The following is a 15,527-nucleotide window of genomic DNA, read 5'->3' on the forward strand; positions in this document are numbered from 1 at the left end:
CTCATCACGTATCACGCATCTCATTATGACGATTCGTCTACTCCTCTTCGCTGCATCGGTGGTCGCCTTCGCGGGCTGCCGCGGGATGACGAGCGAGGCCCCGCCGATCCACCCGAACCTCAACATGGACTACGTCCAGCGGTTCGAGGCCCAGGAGCCCAACCCGCTCTTCGCCGACGGCGCCGCCATGCGGACGCCCGTCGCGGGGACCGTCGCGCGCGGCCAGCTCAAGACGGCCGCCAACGCGCCCTACGAGTACGGCCGGACGGCCGACGGCGCCTACGTCGGCGAGATCCCGATCGAGGTCACGCCGTCGCTGTTGGAGCGCGGGCAGGAGCGGTACAACATCTACTGCACGGTGTGCCACGGCTACGCCGGCGACGGCCGCGGCATCGTGGCTGTCGGCAACGGGGGGCTGGGGTACGGCTTCCAGGTGCCGAGCTACCACACGGACGCGCTCCGCGACCGGCCCGACGGCTACGTCTACGACGTGATCCAGAACGGCGTCAACACGATGCCGAGCTACGGCCACGAGATGGCCCCGGCCGATCGGTGGGCCGTCGTCGCCTACGTCCGCGCGCTCCAGCGCTCGCAAGCGGCGACCTCCACCGACCTCCCCCAGACGGAGCGCGACCGGCTCGACGCGGCCAACCCCAACGTCCGGCAGAACTAAACCGAGATCCGTGATTCGTGATGCGTGATCCATCCGTCCGAGTCACTCCTGTCGCCCCAAGCCCCCTGATGTCTGACTGCTGACGGCCTGCTTCGACCCTCCCCGGCGGCCCCATCACGCATCACGCATCACGCATCACCGATCATGGCGAACCCCCTCTCGTACTTTTTCGACCCCGTCGACGCCGAGGGCGACCACGTGCCGGCGCGCTACCGGTTCACGGGCGACCAGCGTTGGTGGCTGGTGCCGATCGCCGTCGGGCTGGCGCTGCTGGCGTTGGGCGGCGTCGTCGGGCTGGCCTCGGGCGACACGCCGCGCGTCCTGTTCGCCTACCTCATCGCGTGGACGTTCTGCCTGTCGGTGAGCATCGGCGCGCTGTTCTTCGTGATGATCCAGCACATCACGAAGGCCCGGTGGAGCACGACGATCCGGCGGATCCCGGAGGGGCTCGCGGCCTCGTTCCCGCTCATCGCGCTGGCGGGGATCCCGGTCCTGCTCGGGATGCACGACCTGTTCCACTGGACGCACCACGAGCTGTTCGACCCGGCCTCGCCCGACTACGACTCGATCATCGCGGGCAAGAAGGCGTACCTCAACGTCCCGTTTTTCCTGGTCCGCTACGTCCTGTACTTCGGCGTCCTGTCGTGGCTGGGCTCGCGGCTCTACGCCATCTCGGTGCGGAACGACCGAGAGCCGTCAATCGAGAACACGCTCGAGCTCCGCAAGATCAGCGCCTACGGGATCCCGCTGGCCGCCGTCATCACGGCGTTCGCCGGCTACGACTACCTCATGTCGACCGACCCGCACTGGTTCTCGACCATGTTCGGCGTCTACTTCTTCGCCGGCGGGTGGCTCGCGGCGCTGTGCTTGGTCACGTTCCTGGCGCTGCTGCTCAAGCGCGCCGGGATGCTGCCCGAGGTCACGACCGAGCACACCCAGGACATGGGCAAGTTCATGATGGCGTTCGTCATCTTCTGGACGTACATCGCCTTTAGCCAGTACATGCTGTACTGGTACGCCAACCTGCCCGAGGAAATCGTCTGGTTCCACAAGCGGTTCGAAGGCGGGTGGGAGACGGTGGCGTGGGCGCTCCTGCTGTTCCACTTTGTGCTGCCGCTCCTCATCCTGCTCCCGCGCGCGACCAAGCGGATCGCCCCGGCGCTGGCGACGATGGCCGTCTGGCTCCTCGTGATGCACTGGGTCGACCTCTGGTGGATCGCGATGCCGTCGATGCACGTCGCGTCGGAGGTGGGCCACGCGGCCGTGCTCGGCGGCGGCGGCGAGTTGCTCGCCAGCTTGCAGGCCGTCCCGCCCGCCGAGGCCATCGGCGAGGCGACGACCGGGATGGCGCTCCACGTCGTCGAGCCCCACCTGCCACTCGTCGAGATGGGCATCTGGCTCGGGCTGTTCGGTCTCTACGTGGGCGTTGCCCTGCTCCGGCTCGGGCGCCACGCGCTCACGCCCTACGGTGATCCAACCTTCACGGACTCCCTCCGGTTCGAGAACGTCTAGCCGCGCCGACGTGGCCGACAGAGGCCGGTCGGCGCGGAAAGCGGGCTCGCGCAGGAAACCGGGCGCTCCACGGAGCTTTCAATCAGAACTGAAAACATGCGGGCCCAGCGCCCGTTGACCTCCCCATGGACGATCAGGCCCCCAAGATGCCGGCCCCCGGCGAGCGCCCCCAGCGAGCGGAGGACCCCGTGCCCGATCCGCACCGGACCAAGCCCGCGCCGCCCCCCCAGGAGGGGATGCGGCCCGGCGTGGACCCCGCGGTCCGGCCGGAGCAGGACGAGCCGCTCGGCCCCTACGGAGAGCTGATCCCGGCGGCCCTGACGGAGGCCGAGCAGGAAGCGGCCAACGTTGGGGGGGAGGACGACCCCGAGGCCGAGGCGCTGCTCGCCCAGATGGGCGTCGAGGAAGAGGGGATCGAGTCGGGCCAGCTCCTCGGGCTCGTCGCGGCCACGCTCGTGTCGGTCGCCGCGCTCGCCGTCATCCTGATCTACCTCTTTTACATCCCGTTCCGGACCCAGGTCGGCGAGCGGGCCGAGGGGCAGGCGACCAACTACGAGCAAGAGGACCTGCGGACGGAGGCCGTCGCCAAGCTCGGCCAGTACACCCGGGAGGACTCGACGTACGGCGTCCCGATCGGCCGGGCCATGGGGCTCGTCGCCGCCCAGTACGGCGGGGCCGGGGCCGCGGCCGGGCTCCCCGACTCGCGCCAGGAGTGGAACACGCTGCCCGTGGTGTGGGGCACGGGCCGGGCCGTCCAGGCCACGCCCGACCGGGGCCAGATCGAGGGGACCCGGTTCCCCGTCTTGGGCGATGGCATTGAGGAGGTCGGCGTGGACCGGGACGTCGACACGGTCGAGCGGATCGAGAACGACCTCGGCGAGGTGGACCTCGACGACGCCGAGGCCCTGCCTGACACGAGGGAGTAATGGTTCTCCGTGCCCTCCTGACCCTCGTGATCGGGGCCGCGCTGGCGGTCGGGGCACAGGCACAGGTCACGCGGCCGGGCCAGTTCGCCCCGCTCGACGGGGAGGAGGGGCAGGGCCCGCTCCCGAACCGGCTGGTCGGCGCCGTCGGCGTCACGGAGTTTTTGGGGGCGACCGTCCCGACCGACCTCACGTTCCTCGACGAGCAAGGCCGCGAGGTGTCGCTGGCGACGCTGCTCGACGGCGAGCGCCCGCTGATGGTGGCCTTCGTCTACCACTCGTGCCCGATGCTGTGCAGCTTGGTCCTGGACGGGACGGCCGACGCCATCGCCGAGACCGACCTGGCGCTGGGCCAGGACTACCACGTGCTCGCCGTCTCCATCGACCCGCGCGACACGCCCGAGCGGGCGGCGGCAGCTAAGGCTCGGTACGCCCGCCTCAACGAGTTCGGCGACTTGTCGGCGTTCCACTTTTGGACCGTCGGGGAGGAGCACCAAGCGAGCGTCGAGGCCCTGGCCGACGCGGTCGGCTTCCGCTACGCCTACGACGTCAGGACGGGCGAGTACGCCCACAACGCGGCCAACGTCTTGCTCAGCCCGACGGGCAAGGTCACCCGTTACCTCTACGGCATCGACCACGACCCGCGCGACGTCAAGCTGGGGCTGATCGAGGCCAGCGAGGGGACGGTCGGGAGCGCGTTCGACCGGTTCCTCATCACGTGTTACGAGTACGACGAGGACGCCCAGTCGTACTCTCTGGCCGTCCTGACGGTGACCAAGATCGGCGGCGGCCTGCTGCTGCTGGTGTTCGGCGGCCTGCTGGTGTACTTCTGGCGCCGCGAGTCCAAGAGCCCCGACGACTGGGCCGACGCTCGGCCGGCGCCCACCCTCTGACCCACCGTCGTCGCTCGCCGCGGCGACCTTTCCGAGATGATGCAGACCGCTGACTCGACCGCCGCGCTCGGCCGCCAGTCCTTCTGGACGGAGGGCGCCACGACCTGGCTCCCGCCCCAGTCGTCCACGACGGCCCACGAGATCGACGGGCTGTTCTACTTCATCTTGTACTCCAGCATCGTCCTGACCATCTTGGTGGCCGCGGCGATGGTCTACTTCGTTTGGAAGTACCGCCGCAAGAGCCACGCCGACCGGCCCGTCGACGTTCACGAGAGCAAGTGGCTCGAGATGAGCTGGATCACGATCCCGACGCTGCTGGTGCTCGTCGTGTTCTTCTGGGGCTTCCGGGCCTATGTCGGCACGGCGATCCCGCCGTCGGACGCGATCACGATCAACGTGAAGGCGCAGAAGTGGGCCTGGACGTTCGAGTACCAGAACGGCATCCAGGGCTTCGGCGAGATCTGGGTCCCCGTCGGCACGCCGATCCGGTTGGAGATGACGAGCCAGGACGTGCTCCACAGCTTCTACGTCCCCGAGTTCCGGATCAAGCACGACGTGATCCCCAACCGCTACGCCTACGTCTGGTTCGAGGCGCCGCGTGAGGGGACCTACCAGGTCCTCTGCACCGAGTACTGTGGGACGGCCCACTCGAACATGGGCGCCAAGATCCACGTGGTCGACCGCGGGACGTACTACGCGGCGCTGAGGGGCGAGATCGGCAACGACGAGCCGCTGCCGCCGGCCGAGCTCGGCGAGCGGCTCTACACCCAGCGCAACTGCAACACGTGCCACTCGGTCGACGGCTCGTCCGGCGTCGGCCCGACGTGGCAGAACTCGTGGGGCCAGCCCCGGCCCGGCTCGGCCTCAGGCGTAGTCGACGACGCCTACGTCGCCGAGTCGATCCTGTACCCGCAGGCCTACATCGTGCCGGGCTACGAGAACGCCAACATGCCGTCGTACGACGGCCAGCTCAACGAGGAGCAGGTGGCCGGGCTCGCGGCCTACATCCGGGCCGTCAGCGGCGCCTCGCTCCCGTCTGACCTCACGCTCGACGCCGACGCCGACTCGACCCAGTCGACGGGCGCGCAGCCGCCCGAGGGCGGCATGGGCGACCCCGGCGTCCCCGTCGCCGACCCCGTCGCGCCCGGCGAGCGCGAGGCCGTCCGCGAGGACGAGCCCCTCCGGCCTGGCGAGCAGCGGTAGCCGCCCGGCTGCCGCGAGCTCCCGCCTCCCTCCCCGCTCCTCCCATGGCAACGCTCACCCAGTCCCCCCCGGCGACGGCCCCGGCCCCCCGTGAGGCCCGCGCGGTCCCGGTCGGCCACGAGCCGGTCCACAACTACCTCCGCGAGCCCCGCCCGGCCGACGACGTCCGCGGGCTCGCGCGCGCCTGGGCCTGGATCAAGGGCTGGGCGCTGACGGTCGACCACAAGCGGATCGGGATCATGTATCTCGTGGCCGTCTCGGTCTTCTTCAGCGTGGCCGGCCTGCTCGCGCTCGGCATCCGGACGGAGCTGTTCTTCGTCAACGGGCCCGACGGCGCCGGCTCGATCATGGAGGCCGACACCTACAACCGCGTGTTCACCATGCACGGGTTGATCATGGTGTTCCTGTTCATCATCCCGTCGATCCCGGCGACGATGGGCAACTTTCTGTTGCCGATCATGGTCGGCGCGAAGGACGTGGCGTTCCCCCGGCTCAACCTGCTGAGCCTCTACATCTACGCGGCCGGCGCGGTCATGGCGCTGATGTCGATGACGACGGGCGGCGTGGACACGGGCTGGACGTTCTACACGCCGTACTCGAAGGAGACCGGGACGGCCGTGATCTGGATGGCGGGCGGCGCCTTCGTGATGGGGTTCTCGTCGATCCTGACCGGGCTCAACTTTATCGTGACGATCCACAAGATGCGGGCGCCGGGCATGACCTGGAACCGGATGCCGCTCTTCCTGTGGTCGATCTACGCGACGTCCATCGTCCAGATCTTGGCGACGCCCGTCATCGGCATCACGATGGTGCTCCTGATCATGGAGCGGGTCCTCGGCATCGGCATCTTCGACCCGGCGCTGGGCGGCGACCCGGTGTTGTTCCAGCACTTTTTCTGGTTCTACAGCCACCCGGCCGTCTACATCATGATCCTGCCGGCGTTCGGCGTGATCTCGGAGCTGATGGGGACGTTCAGCCGCCAGCGGGTCTACGGCTACCGCGCCGTCGCGCTGTCGTCGGTGGCCATCGCGCTGTTGGGCTTCCTGGTCTGGGGCCACCACATGTTCACGTCGGGCCAGAGCCCGGTGAGCTCGATCGTGTTCTCGCTCATCACGTTCCTCATCGGCATCCCGTCCGGCATCAAGATCTTCAACTGGATCTGGACGATGTACCGCGGGAGCGTCTGGCTCAAGACGCCGATGCTCTACGCGCTGTCGTTCCTGTTCCTGTTCACGATCGGCGGCGTGACGGGCATCATGGTCGGCGCGCTCGCGGTCGACATCCACCTCCACGACACGTACTTCGTCGTCGCCCACTTCCACTACGTGATGATGGGCGGGACGGTGATCGCGTTCCTGGGCGGGATCCACTACTGGTTCCCCAAGATGACGGGCAAGCTCTACAACGAGACGCTGGGCAAGGTGTCCGCGCTGCTCGTGTTCGTCGGGTTCAACATGACGTTCTTTATCCAGTTCGTCATGGGCAGCCAGGGGATGCCGCGCCGGTACTACGACTACCCGGACATGCCGTGGCTCGAGCCGCTCCACCAGGCGTCGACGATTGGGAGCTACGTGCTGGGCGTCGGCCTGCTGGTGGTGCTCGTCAACGGGCTCCTGTCGCTGCGCAAGAGCGCGCCGCGCGCGCCGGGCAACCCGTGGGGCGGCGCCACGCTCGAGTGGACGCACACGACGAGCCCGCCGGACCACCACAACTTCCACCACACGCCGCTCGTGACGCACGGGCCGTACGACTACGAGGTCCTGTTCCAGACGTCCGGCGACAGCCAGCGCGGCGCGCCCGTCCCGGACGTGGCCGTCGGCGCCCCGCAGGAGATGGACAAGACCGTCGACGACGGCACCTCGCAGCCCGACTCCGCGACCGACATGTAGGCCGCCCGGTCCCGGGCGCCCCCGAGACCGTCCGGCCCACGTCACCCCACGCACTCCGACATGGCGACGACACCCACTCCTCAGGTCACCGTCGACGACCCCCACGCCGGCCACGACCACGGCGGCGACGGGCACGGGCACCACGAGGCCCCGATGCTGGTCGGCCACGACGGGCAGCTCCACCCGTCGCGGCTCCAGCACTTTTTCGTCTCGTCCGAGCAGCAGTTCGAGGCGTCGAAGCTGGGGATGTGGCTGTTCCTGGCCACCGAGATCCTGCTGTTCGGCGGGATGTTCGTGGCCTACGGGATCTTCCGCGTGCTCTACCCCGAGCTCTACGAGCAGGCCAGCTTGCAGCTCGACACGGTCTTGGGCGCGACCAACACGCTCGTGCTCTTGCTGTCGTCGCTGACGATGGCATGGGCCATCCGGGGCGCGCAGATGGACAACCGGAAGGTCCTCATCGGCAACCTGATCGCGACGATGGTGCTGGCGGCGGGCTTCCTCGTGGTCAAGTATTTCGAGTACGGCCACAAGTTCGAGCTCGGCATCTGGCCCGGCGTCAACTTCGAGCTGGACGAGGGGACCCAGCGCGTGGGCGACCTGACGGGCGCCGTCGCCGGCACGCCGCTGTTCGTGGCGCCCTCGGAGGCGGCCGACGGCGCGGAGGTGACCGGCGAGACGTCGGACGCCGAGGTCGTCGAGGCCGAGTCCGGCGCGCTCGCGACCGCCGACGCGCCGCTCTCCGGCACGGACCAAGCGGCGCCGCCCGGCGACGCGACGGCCGTCCCCGACAGCCCAGCCGCGACCGGCGAGGGGCCCGAGGACGGCGAAGGCGCCGCGACCGGCGAGGCCGCCGCCGTCGGGGCGGACGGCGAGGGGGCCGCGCTCGACGAGGCGGTCCTCTCGGAAGCCGGTCGCGCGGCGGCCGTCCACGACGAGGCGGGCGAGCTGGTGTCGGCCGGGCTCGAGACCGAGCACGGTGACGACCACGGCGAGCACGGTCGCGAGGGCGAGATCTTCTCGAACCGCCGGGCCGGCATCTTCTTCGCCATCTACTACGTGATGACGGGGATCCACGCCATCCATATCATCATCGGCATCATCGCCATCGGCTTCCTGGTGTTTTTCGCCAACCGAGGCGACTACTCGTCGGTGTGGTACACGCCGGTCGAGAACGTGGGCCTGTACTGGCACATCGTGGACATCATCTGGATTTTCGTCTTCCCCCTCATGTACCTGATCTGAGTGGGCCCGTGGACCTGTGGACTCGTGTACGCGCGCGTCTCCACGGGGCCACACGTCCACCCTCTCACGAGTCCACCATGACTGACACGCACACCGAGGAGGGCCACACCGAGCACACCGGCCACGGCGGCCACCACGTGTTCGACGCGGCGACGCTCAAGAAGACGTTCGCCATCCTGGTCGGCCTGACGATCCTGACCGTCGTGCTCGCGCTCTGGGAGCGCGGGTTCGCCAACGTGTTCGGACTCGAGTTCACGTACCCGGCGCTTCCGGTCGGGCCGCTCTCCATCCCCATCGCGCTCGGCATCGCCGGGACGAAGGTGTACTGGGTGGCCTCGCGCTTTATGGGGCTCAAGTACGAGGGCGGGACCAACACGCTGGTGTTCCTGGGGAGCACAGCGTTCCTGCTCGTCTTCTTCGCGTTCACCTACCTCGACTTCGCCTTCCGCGGCACGTTCGAGGAGCTCTCGGCCGTGCCGACCGACGTCCTAGAGGAGGAGGTGCTCCAGGCCCAGGAGATCGAGACCGAGATCGCCGACGAGTTCGAGACGGTGCCGCTCGTCAACGAGACGCCGGACGCCGAGCTGTTCGGGGTCCCGGAGACGGACGCCGCGGGGTCGCAGGCCCTCGACGCGGCCGTCACCACGCCGTCCGAAACCACGCCGTAGACCGCCATGCCGCCGCTCGGGGCCATCTTCGTCGCCTTCTTCGCCGTCGCCGTCCCGGCGATCTTGCTGATGGCGGTGTGGGCCGGCGTGACGGCCTTCCGGATCCTGTTCCCGGACGAGCCCCTCCCGCTCGACCCGGTGGCCCGGCGGCGGCGGCTCGCCGCGCGCGGCGAGTCGGTCCCGGTCCGCTTGCGCGACATCATGGAGGACGAGCGGGCCCGGCAGGCCACGTCCGCGGCCGAACGGGTGGTCCCGCGTGGGACGCCGCCGTCGCCCCGGACGCACCCGCTGTTCGACGACCTCTGGCTCCGGAGGAACTAGACGCGAGCCGACGGCGACGCGGCGGGCGCCCGAACCGGGAGCGCCGACGGTCCCGATCTTCCGGTCTCCGCCCCCCGCCCCCATGCGCGTCACCGACCACTACGCCGCGGCCGACGGCCCGCTGTTCTCGTACGAGATCATCCCGCCCCAGCGGGGCAGCTCCGTCGCCGACGTGCTCGGCGTCGTCGAGGCGCTCGCGCCGTACGACCCGCCGTTCATCGACGTCACGAGCCACTCGGCCGAGGCGGTCTACGAGGAGATGCCGGACGGGACCGTCACGAAGCGGGTCAAGCGGAAGCGGCCGGGCACGCTCGGCCTCTGCGCCGCCATCCAGTACCGGTTCGGGATCGACGCCGTGCCCCACATCCTGTGCCGGGGGTTCACGCAGGAGGAGACCGAGGACGCGCTGATCGAGCTCAACTACCTCGGCATCCACAACGTCCTGGCGGTCCGCGGCGACGACACCGGCGTGACCAAGCCGATCCGGCCGGGCCGCCACCAGAACGCCTACGCCTGCGACTTGGTCGGCCAGATCCGGGCCATGAACGAGGGCCGCTACCTCGCCGACCTGCTCGACGCCGCGCCGACCGACTTCTGCATCGGCGTCGGCGGGTACCCCGAGAAGCACGTCGACGCGCCGAACAAGACGTGGGACGTCCTCAACCTCAAGCGGAAGGTGGACGCCGGGGCCGACTACGTCGTGAGCCAGATGTTCTTCGACAACCGGCACTTCCTCGACTGGGTCGAGCGCTGCCGCGACGTCGGCATCGACGTGCCGATCGTGCCGGGCCTCAAGATCCTGACGTCGAAGCGCCAGCTCCAGTCGCTGCCGCGCTCGTTCTACACCGAGATCCCCGAGTCGCTGGCGGCCGAGGTCGAGGAGGCACGGGACGAGCACGTGGCCGACGTCGGCGTCGAGTGGGCCCGGCGCCAGGCCGAGGAGCTGATCGAGGCCGGCGTCCCCGGCATCCACTTCTACATCATGTCGACGGCCCGGCACGTCGTGAAGGTGGCCGAGCCGCTGCGCAAGCTGGTCGGCTAGAGCAGGATGCGTGTGGGTGTCCGGGCGGAGGGGGCGTGGGAGGGGAATGCATGTCACTCCCACACCCCCAGACTCCCCACTCCTCTCAGACTCGATCAGCGACAGATCAACTGGACTTGGTATCAGACCCCCACGCCCTCCTGAACTCCGCGCTAGCGGGCCGTCTCGGCGAGCTCGCGGACGCGGTCGACGGCCGCGTCGTACAGCTCCTGCTCGGTCCGGGGCCGCTCGCCGTGCCACTCGGCTGTCGCGGCCCGGGCTCGCGCCGCCAGCCGGAGCGCGCCCTCGACGCCGTGCTTCTGGACCGAGAACGACGTGTGGTGCCGCCGGCCGTCGGCGTCGAGCCAGTACGCCGTGACGTAGGGGACGCGCTGGGCCGAGAACTCGCGGACCTGGAAGCCGATGCCGGTCACGCCGGTCCGGGTGACGGACCGCCGGTTCTTGCGCCGGGCGGCGGCCGTGTGCATCCGGCTCGCGTCCGACGCCTGGGCCGGGCCGAGGGCCCGGAGCCGCTCGTCGCGCCAGGCCCGCGCCACGTCGAAGGCGGCGTCCGCTCCGCCATGAGCGCTGTCGCTGAAGAACTTGCCGTGCTTGACGCCTTGGCGCTGGAAGCGGACCAGCCAGCCGTGCATCTTGCCGGAGTCGACCCGGCTCATGTTTGACCGGTCGTCGCTCGGGTCGCCGGCGGGCGGGGGAGGAGAGGCGCTGCGGGACGGCATCGTCGATTAGGCTAGACCGGGGGGAGAAGCGGAGTACGCCGCTCGGCCGGATCAGATGCCGGCGGCGGCGAGAGCGCGGTCTTCGAGCGCGCGCATGGCGTCGCGCTGGGCGTCCGTCGCGTCGTCGTGGCCGGCGAGGTGCAAGACGCCGTGGGCCACGTAGCGGAGCGCCTCGTGCGCCATTGTCACGCCGAACTCGGGCGCGCGCTCGGCCGCCGTGTCGAGGTCGACGTAGACCTCGCCGTCGAGGGCGCCGCGCGCCCGGGCCTCCTCGTCGAGCACGAACGAGACCACGTCCGTCTCGTAGTCGTGGCCGAGCCACTCGCGGTTGAGGTCGTGGACGGTCGCGTGGTCCGCCAGGACGATCCCGACGCTTTCCGCCACAACGCCCTCGCCCTCGCACACGACCCGGACGACGGCGCGGACGGCGGCCTCGTCGACGTCGCGGGTCGGGTGCGCGTGGTGGACCTCGACGCCCTCGCCTCCGCCCGGCGTCACGCCTCCGACTCGGGCGTCCAGTCGCCCTCGAACAGCGGCTCGCTCAGCGACAGCACGACGGCGGCCTGGGCTACCTCGGGCGCGACGCTCAGGAAGTCGGCCGAGAGCAGGCGCTCGGCGACGTTGGCGTAGAGCGAGCACGCCGCCTCGCGCTCGATCACGAGCCCGGCCACGCGCCCGCCGCCGCGCGCAAAGAAGATGACCTCGCCGAGCTCGTCCGACGTCACCAGCCCGGCGCAGTCGTGGAGCTCGAGGTGGGCCTCCGTCCCATACACCTTGACGATGGCGCCGGCGTCGCCGCGCGTGACCTCGACGGCCAGGCGCCGGCCGCTGGCCGGGTCCGCCAGCGCGAGCCGGGTGAGCGCGCCGTCGCGCTCGGGGGCGACGCCCAGCACGGCGGCCGCGCGGTCGAGGTCGGCGTCGGGGAGGGGCTGGGGCATCGGAGGGGAGGGCGGGGGCGGGAAAGTTAGTGACGCCCGGCCCGGCCGGTGCAGGCCGAGGCGCGACCCGCCCGTGGGCTCTACGTCAGGGCCGCACCCCCGCGTTCCGCGGCAAGACCTCACCGGGGTGGAACAGACTCCGCGTCTCCCGCTTGCGCCGGCCCCCCGCTCTCCCTCCGGTCGCGGAGCCTGTCCTAAGCGGAGCCGAAGGGCTCCCAGGTCGGGAAGCTGGCTGCGCCGACGCTACGCGGTGTCCCCCTCGAAGGGCAGGGCTGCTACGTTCTTTCTTCGGCTACTCAAATACAATGAGTCATTCCCGCGCAGGCGGGAATCCATACGGTCCTGCTCGTTGGCTGGGCGCCGCATGGGTCCCCGCCTGCGCGGGGATGACTCGTAGAGTTTGGCTGTCGAGTTGGAGAACGGCTAGAAGTTAGCGACCCTGCCCTTGAAGGGGGACCGTCCGTCCGCCCGCTGAGCGAAGCGATGGGCGGACGGACAGGGGGTTCCGCCAGCGAGTCGTGCCGGGCCTCCTGCTACCCCTGCCCGCCCGTCGTGTCCGGCGTCTGCCGCATCATGGCCTCCGCGTCGCGGCGGATCTCGGCGGCCGAGCGGCGGAGCGACTCGTCGCCGAGCGCGTCCGCGATCCGGCCCATGAACGCCGAGGCCGCGTCGTACTGCCCGCCGAGCACGTAGGCCGACTGGATGTACTGGACGAACTGGAACGCCTGGTCCTGCGCCGCCGGCGTCCGCGCCGTGTCGAGCTGGCGGAGCGCGATGGTCTCGGCCTCGGCGAAGGTGCGGAGCGAGGCCGTCGTGTCGCCGGCGGCCTGGTAGGCGTCGGCCAGGGTCAGGAGCGAGCCGAAGCTGGTGGGGATGGTGGCCGAGGGGACCTGCTCGCGGAGCCGGTCGAGCAGCGCCCGGGCGTCGTCGCGGCGGCCGGCCTCGGCCAACCGCCGGGCGATGGACCCGACGCGGATCCGGTACCCATCAGCCATGTTGCGGGCGTTCTCGTCGTGGTAGACGTCGGGGTCGGCCAGGCCGCCGAACTCGAACTTGCCCAGCCGGTCGAGCGCCACCTCGGGCACGACCACGCCGTCGGCGTCGCCGCCGGGCCGGTCGAGAGGGACCACGCGCCGGGCGAGCCCCTCGTTCTGGAAGAACGGCTGGAGCCCGAGCTCCGACGCCTGGGCCACGGTCCCGGCGAAGTAGACCGGCCGCTGCCACCCGTCCTCGGCGACGGCCCGCAGGATGTCGAGCACGGCGAGGTCGGCCGTGTAAAGCACGCTCTGGCCGTCGCCGAACGGCTGGCCCCGGAGCGTCCACGTCATCCGGTCCGGGATCGTCGCCCGGTCCACGCGGCCGGCCACGCGGTCGTCGGCGAACGCCCGGGCGTCGACGGGGAGCGCGACCTCGGTGTCCTCCATGATCCGGGGCGCCAGCGCACCGGTCGCCCGCTGGTCCGGCGGCCCGCTGATCCCCTCAAGGTCGGCGTCGGTGATCGTCATGGGCAGCGGCGCGCTCTCGCGGCTAAACTGGTCGCGGAGCTGGCGGATGTACCACGGCGTGTTGAGCAGCGACAGGTTTACCACGCGGACGTCGCGGCGGACGCCCTCGACCTCCTGGAGGTACCACAGCGGGAAGGTGTCGTTGTCGCCGTTCGTGAACAGGATCGCGTTCGGCGCCGTCGACTCCAGGAGGTTCCGGGCGAAGTCGGTCGCGATGCGGCGGCCCGAGCGGTCGTGGTCGGCGTAGTTCTCGACGGCCATCCAGCCCGGGACGGCCGCGAACACGAGCGCGGCCACGGCCAGCCCGGCGACGCGGCGCACGGCCGCGCCCTTCCCCTCGAGCGCCTCCGACACCCACTCAACGAGCCCCGTCGCCCCGATCCCGATCCACAGCGAGAAGGCGAAGAACGAGGCCACGTACGAGTAGTCGCGCTCGCGCGGCTGGAACGGCGTCTGGTTGAGGTACAGGATGATGCCGACGCCCGTCACCAAAAACAGCGCGCCGACCGCCAGCGCCCGCCGCCAGTCGCGCTGGACGTGGACCGCCAGCCCGACCAGCCCCAGCAGCAGCGGGAGCCAGAAGTACGAGTTCTGCCCCCACCGCTCCGACGGCGTCGGCCCGGTCGGGGGCGCTTCGCCGAGCCCGCTGTACCACCCAGCGTCCTGGACATCGGACGCCTTCCCGACGAACTGCCACATAAAGTAGCGCCCGTACATGTGGCCGAGTTGGTAGCGCCAGAAAAAGTCCCAGTCCGAGTCGTACTGGGCGTAGACCTGGGTGTGCTGCGGGGCCGACGAGTGCCGGCGCGGGAACGTCTTCTCGTCGTTGACCTGGCCCGTCCGGTCGTCGTACGAGGCGCCGGTCAGGAGCGGCGTCGAGCCGTACTGCTCGCGCTTGAGGTAGCTCACGATCGCCTCGGCCGTCTCCGGGTCGTTCTCGTCGATGGGCGGGTCGGCGGCGGACCGGATGAAGATGAGCGCGTACGACGAGTACCCGATCATCACCGTCGTGACGACGAGCGCGATCAGGTTGAGGATCGGGCGGCCGTTCTTCTGCGTCCACCACACGGCGCCGACGAGCAGCGCGATCACGGCGATCACGAACAGGGTCGGCGCCCCGCTCGCGCCCGCCAGCGTCGGCAGGATCTGGACGATGCCGGGGTAGATCAGCCCGAACGCGACGACGGCGATCACGCCCGTAATGGCGAGCCCCTTCACGCGGTCCGCCGTCGTCCAGTCGTCGCGGTCGACCTTCTGGAAAAAGACGATGAGCGCGAGGAAGAACAGCGTCAGCACGTTGAGCAGGTGGACGCCGATGGCCAGCCCGAACAGGTAGGCGATGGCGACGAGGTAGCGGTCGGCGTGGAGCCCGAACGGGTGCTCGCCGCGCGCCTTCAGCGCGGCCTCCTCGACGCGCGTCGCGTCGCGCCAGACGAGCGCGAGCCACACGACGAGGGCCGTGAACAGCATCGACATGGCGTAGACCTCGGCCTCGACGGCGTTGAACCAGAACGAGTCCGTGACCGCGAACGTGAGCGCCCCGACGGCCCCGCCCGCGTTCGCCCCGACCCGCTGGACCGGCGTCCACGTGCTCGGGTGGCCGGCCCAGATCCGCACCAGCCGCACGATCACCAAGTGCGTCAGGAGCACCGTCAGCGCGCTGCACAGGACCGAGACCAAGTTGACGGCGAACGCGACGGGCTCGGGGCTCAGGCCCGAGAAGAGCGGGGCGCCCATCGCGAAGAGCCGCCCGACCAGCATGTAGAACGGGGCGCCCGGCGGGTGGCTCACCTCGAGCCCGTTCGAGATGGCGATAAACTCGCCCGAGTCCCAGAACGGGCTCGTCTCGGCCATCGTGGCGAGGTAGAGCGCCAGGGAGTAAACGAAGACCGCGGCGGCGACGAGGCGGTCGATCAGTTTGCCGGTCATGCAGGGGGGCCGAGCGGGAGCGGGGGGCGAGCGTCGAAGATAGCCCGGGGCGTGGCCGGCCTCGGGG

The 15,527-nt window shown here is 70.3% G+C and carries 14 protein-coding genes; 10 read left to right on the forward strand and 4 right to left on the reverse strand.

Going from position 1 to position 15,527, the window contains the following annotated elements; all coding sequences use genetic code 11:
- Positions 1-25 precede the first annotated feature (25 nt).
- The 10 genes from ACOOHE_RS03885 to ACOOHE_RS03930 all read left to right on the forward strand — a co-directional run bounded on the left by ACOOHE_RS03885 (position 26) and on the right by ACOOHE_RS03930 (position 10,369).
- Positions 26-673, forward strand: a complete 648-nt coding sequence (locus tag ACOOHE_RS03885; RefSeq protein ID WP_420456487.1) for a c-type cytochrome — start codon at positions 26-28, stop codon at positions 671-673.
- Positions 674-817: 144 nt separating this feature from the next.
- Positions 818-2,185, forward strand: a complete 1,368-nt coding sequence (locus tag ACOOHE_RS03890; RefSeq protein WP_420456488.1) for a hypothetical protein — start codon at positions 818-820, stop codon at positions 2,183-2,185.
- 125 nt (positions 2,186-2,310) lie between these two features.
- Positions 2,311-3,111: a hypothetical protein gene (locus ACOOHE_RS03895; protein ID WP_420456489.1), complete on the forward strand. Its 801-nt coding sequence runs from the start codon at positions 2,311-2,313 to the stop codon at positions 3,109-3,111.
- Positions 3,111-4,001 (forward strand): SCO family protein, encoded by an 891-nt coding sequence (locus ACOOHE_RS03900; protein ID WP_420456490.1) that lies wholly within the window; start codon positions 3,111-3,113, stop codon positions 3,999-4,001. The genes ACOOHE_RS03895 and ACOOHE_RS03900 overlap by 1 nt, the downstream gene beginning before the upstream one ends.
- A gap of 39 nt (positions 4,002-4,040) precedes the next feature.
- Positions 4,041-5,204, forward strand: coding sequence for a cytochrome c oxidase subunit II (gene coxB / locus ACOOHE_RS03905; RefSeq protein ID WP_420456491.1), 1,164 nt, complete (start codon positions 4,041-4,043; stop codon positions 5,202-5,204).
- 44 nt (positions 5,205-5,248) lie between these two features.
- Complete coding sequence (gene ctaD / locus ACOOHE_RS03910) at positions 5,249-7,093, forward strand: cytochrome c oxidase subunit I (protein WP_420456492.1); 1,845 nt, start codon at positions 5,249-5,251, stop codon at positions 7,091-7,093.
- 60 nt (positions 7,094-7,153) lie between these two features.
- Positions 7,154-8,338, forward strand: a complete 1,185-nt coding sequence (locus tag ACOOHE_RS03915) for a cytochrome c oxidase subunit 3 (RefSeq protein ID WP_420456493.1) — start codon at positions 7,154-7,156, stop codon at positions 8,336-8,338.
- Between the two features lie 77 nt (positions 8,339-8,415).
- Positions 8,416-9,006, forward strand: a complete 591-nt coding sequence (locus ACOOHE_RS03920) for a cytochrome C oxidase subunit IV family protein (protein WP_420456494.1) — start codon at positions 8,416-8,418, stop codon at positions 9,004-9,006.
- A gap of 6 nt (positions 9,007-9,012) precedes the next feature.
- Positions 9,013-9,327 (forward strand): hypothetical protein, encoded by a 315-nt coding sequence (locus tag ACOOHE_RS03925; RefSeq protein ID WP_420456495.1) that lies wholly within the window; start codon positions 9,013-9,015, stop codon positions 9,325-9,327.
- An 82-nt stretch (positions 9,328-9,409) separates the two neighbouring features.
- Positions 9,410-10,369 (forward strand): methylenetetrahydrofolate reductase, encoded by a 960-nt coding sequence (locus ACOOHE_RS03930; RefSeq protein ID WP_420456496.1) that lies wholly within the window; start codon positions 9,410-9,412, stop codon positions 10,367-10,369.
- 152 nt (positions 10,370-10,521) lie between these two features.
- On the opposite strand, the gene ACOOHE_RS03935 is transcribed toward ACOOHE_RS03930, so the two are convergent.
- The 4 genes from ACOOHE_RS03935 to ACOOHE_RS03950 all read right to left on the reverse strand — a co-directional run bounded on the left by ACOOHE_RS03935 (position 10,522) and on the right by ACOOHE_RS03950 (position 15,460).
- Positions 10,522-11,088: a hypothetical protein gene (locus tag ACOOHE_RS03935; RefSeq protein WP_420456497.1), complete on the reverse strand. Its 567-nt coding sequence runs from the start codon at positions 11,086-11,088 to the stop codon at positions 10,522-10,524.
- A 51-nt stretch (positions 11,089-11,139) separates the two neighbouring features.
- Positions 11,140-11,586, reverse strand: coding sequence for an rRNA maturation RNase YbeY (gene ybeY / locus ACOOHE_RS03940; RefSeq protein WP_420456498.1), 447 nt, complete (start codon positions 11,584-11,586; stop codon positions 11,140-11,142).
- Positions 11,583-12,026 carry a hypothetical protein gene (locus ACOOHE_RS03945; protein ID WP_420456499.1) on the reverse strand — a complete coding sequence of 148 codons (444 nt, stop codon included), beginning with the start codon at positions 12,024-12,026 and terminating at the stop codon, positions 11,583-11,585. Before ACOOHE_RS03945 ends, ybeY begins: the two co-directional genes overlap by 4 nt.
- 533 nt (positions 12,027-12,559) lie before the next feature.
- The gene (locus ACOOHE_RS03950; RefSeq protein ID WP_420456500.1) at positions 12,560-15,460 is read right to left on the reverse strand and encodes a protein O-mannosyl-transferase family; all 2,901 of its coding nucleotides are present in this window, start codon (positions 15,458-15,460) and stop codon (positions 12,560-12,562) included.
- Positions 15,461-15,527: the final 67 nt, after the last annotated feature.

The sequence above is a fragment of the Rubrivirga sp. genome (assembly GCF_965213695.1).
Taxonomy (GTDB): domain Bacteria; phylum Bacteroidota; class Rhodothermia; order Rhodothermales; family Rubricoccaceae; genus Rubrivirga.

Coding starts and splice junctions, on each gene's coding strand:
- ACOOHE_RS03885 (WP_420456487.1), top strand. CDS start 26: ATGACGATTCGTCTACTCCTCTTCGCTGCATCGGTGGTCGCCTTCGCG.
- ACOOHE_RS03890 (WP_420456488.1), top strand. CDS start 818: ATGGCGAACCCCCTCTCGTACTTTTTCGACCCCGTCGACGCCGAGGGC.
- ACOOHE_RS03895 (WP_420456489.1), top strand. CDS start 2,311: ATGGACGATCAGGCCCCCAAGATGCCGGCCCCCGGCGAGCGCCCCCAG.
- ACOOHE_RS03900 (WP_420456490.1), top strand. CDS start 3,111: ATGGTTCTCCGTGCCCTCCTGACCCTCGTGATCGGGGCCGCGCTGGCG.
- coxB (WP_420456491.1), top strand. CDS start 4,041: ATGCAGACCGCTGACTCGACCGCCGCGCTCGGCCGCCAGTCCTTCTGG.
- ctaD (WP_420456492.1), top strand. CDS start 5,249: ATGGCAACGCTCACCCAGTCCCCCCCGGCGACGGCCCCGGCCCCCCGT.
- ACOOHE_RS03915 (WP_420456493.1), top strand. CDS start 7,154: ATGGCGACGACACCCACTCCTCAGGTCACCGTCGACGACCCCCACGCC.
- ACOOHE_RS03920 (WP_420456494.1), top strand. CDS start 8,416: ATGACTGACACGCACACCGAGGAGGGCCACACCGAGCACACCGGCCAC.
- ACOOHE_RS03925 (WP_420456495.1), top strand. CDS start 9,013: ATGCCGCCGCTCGGGGCCATCTTCGTCGCCTTCTTCGCCGTCGCCGTC.
- ACOOHE_RS03930 (WP_420456496.1), top strand. CDS start 9,410: ATGCGCGTCACCGACCACTACGCCGCGGCCGACGGCCCGCTGTTCTCG.
- ACOOHE_RS03935 (WP_420456497.1), bottom strand. CDS start 11,088: ATGCCGTCCCGCAGCGCCTCTCCTCCCCCGCCCGCCGGCGACCCGAGC.
- ACOOHE_RS03945 (WP_420456499.1), bottom strand. CDS start 12,026: ATGCCCCAGCCCCTCCCCGACGCCGACCTCGACCGCGCGGCCGCCGTG.
- ACOOHE_RS03950 (WP_420456500.1), bottom strand. CDS start 15,460: ATGACCGGCAAACTGATCGACCGCCTCGTCGCCGCCGCGGTCTTCGTT.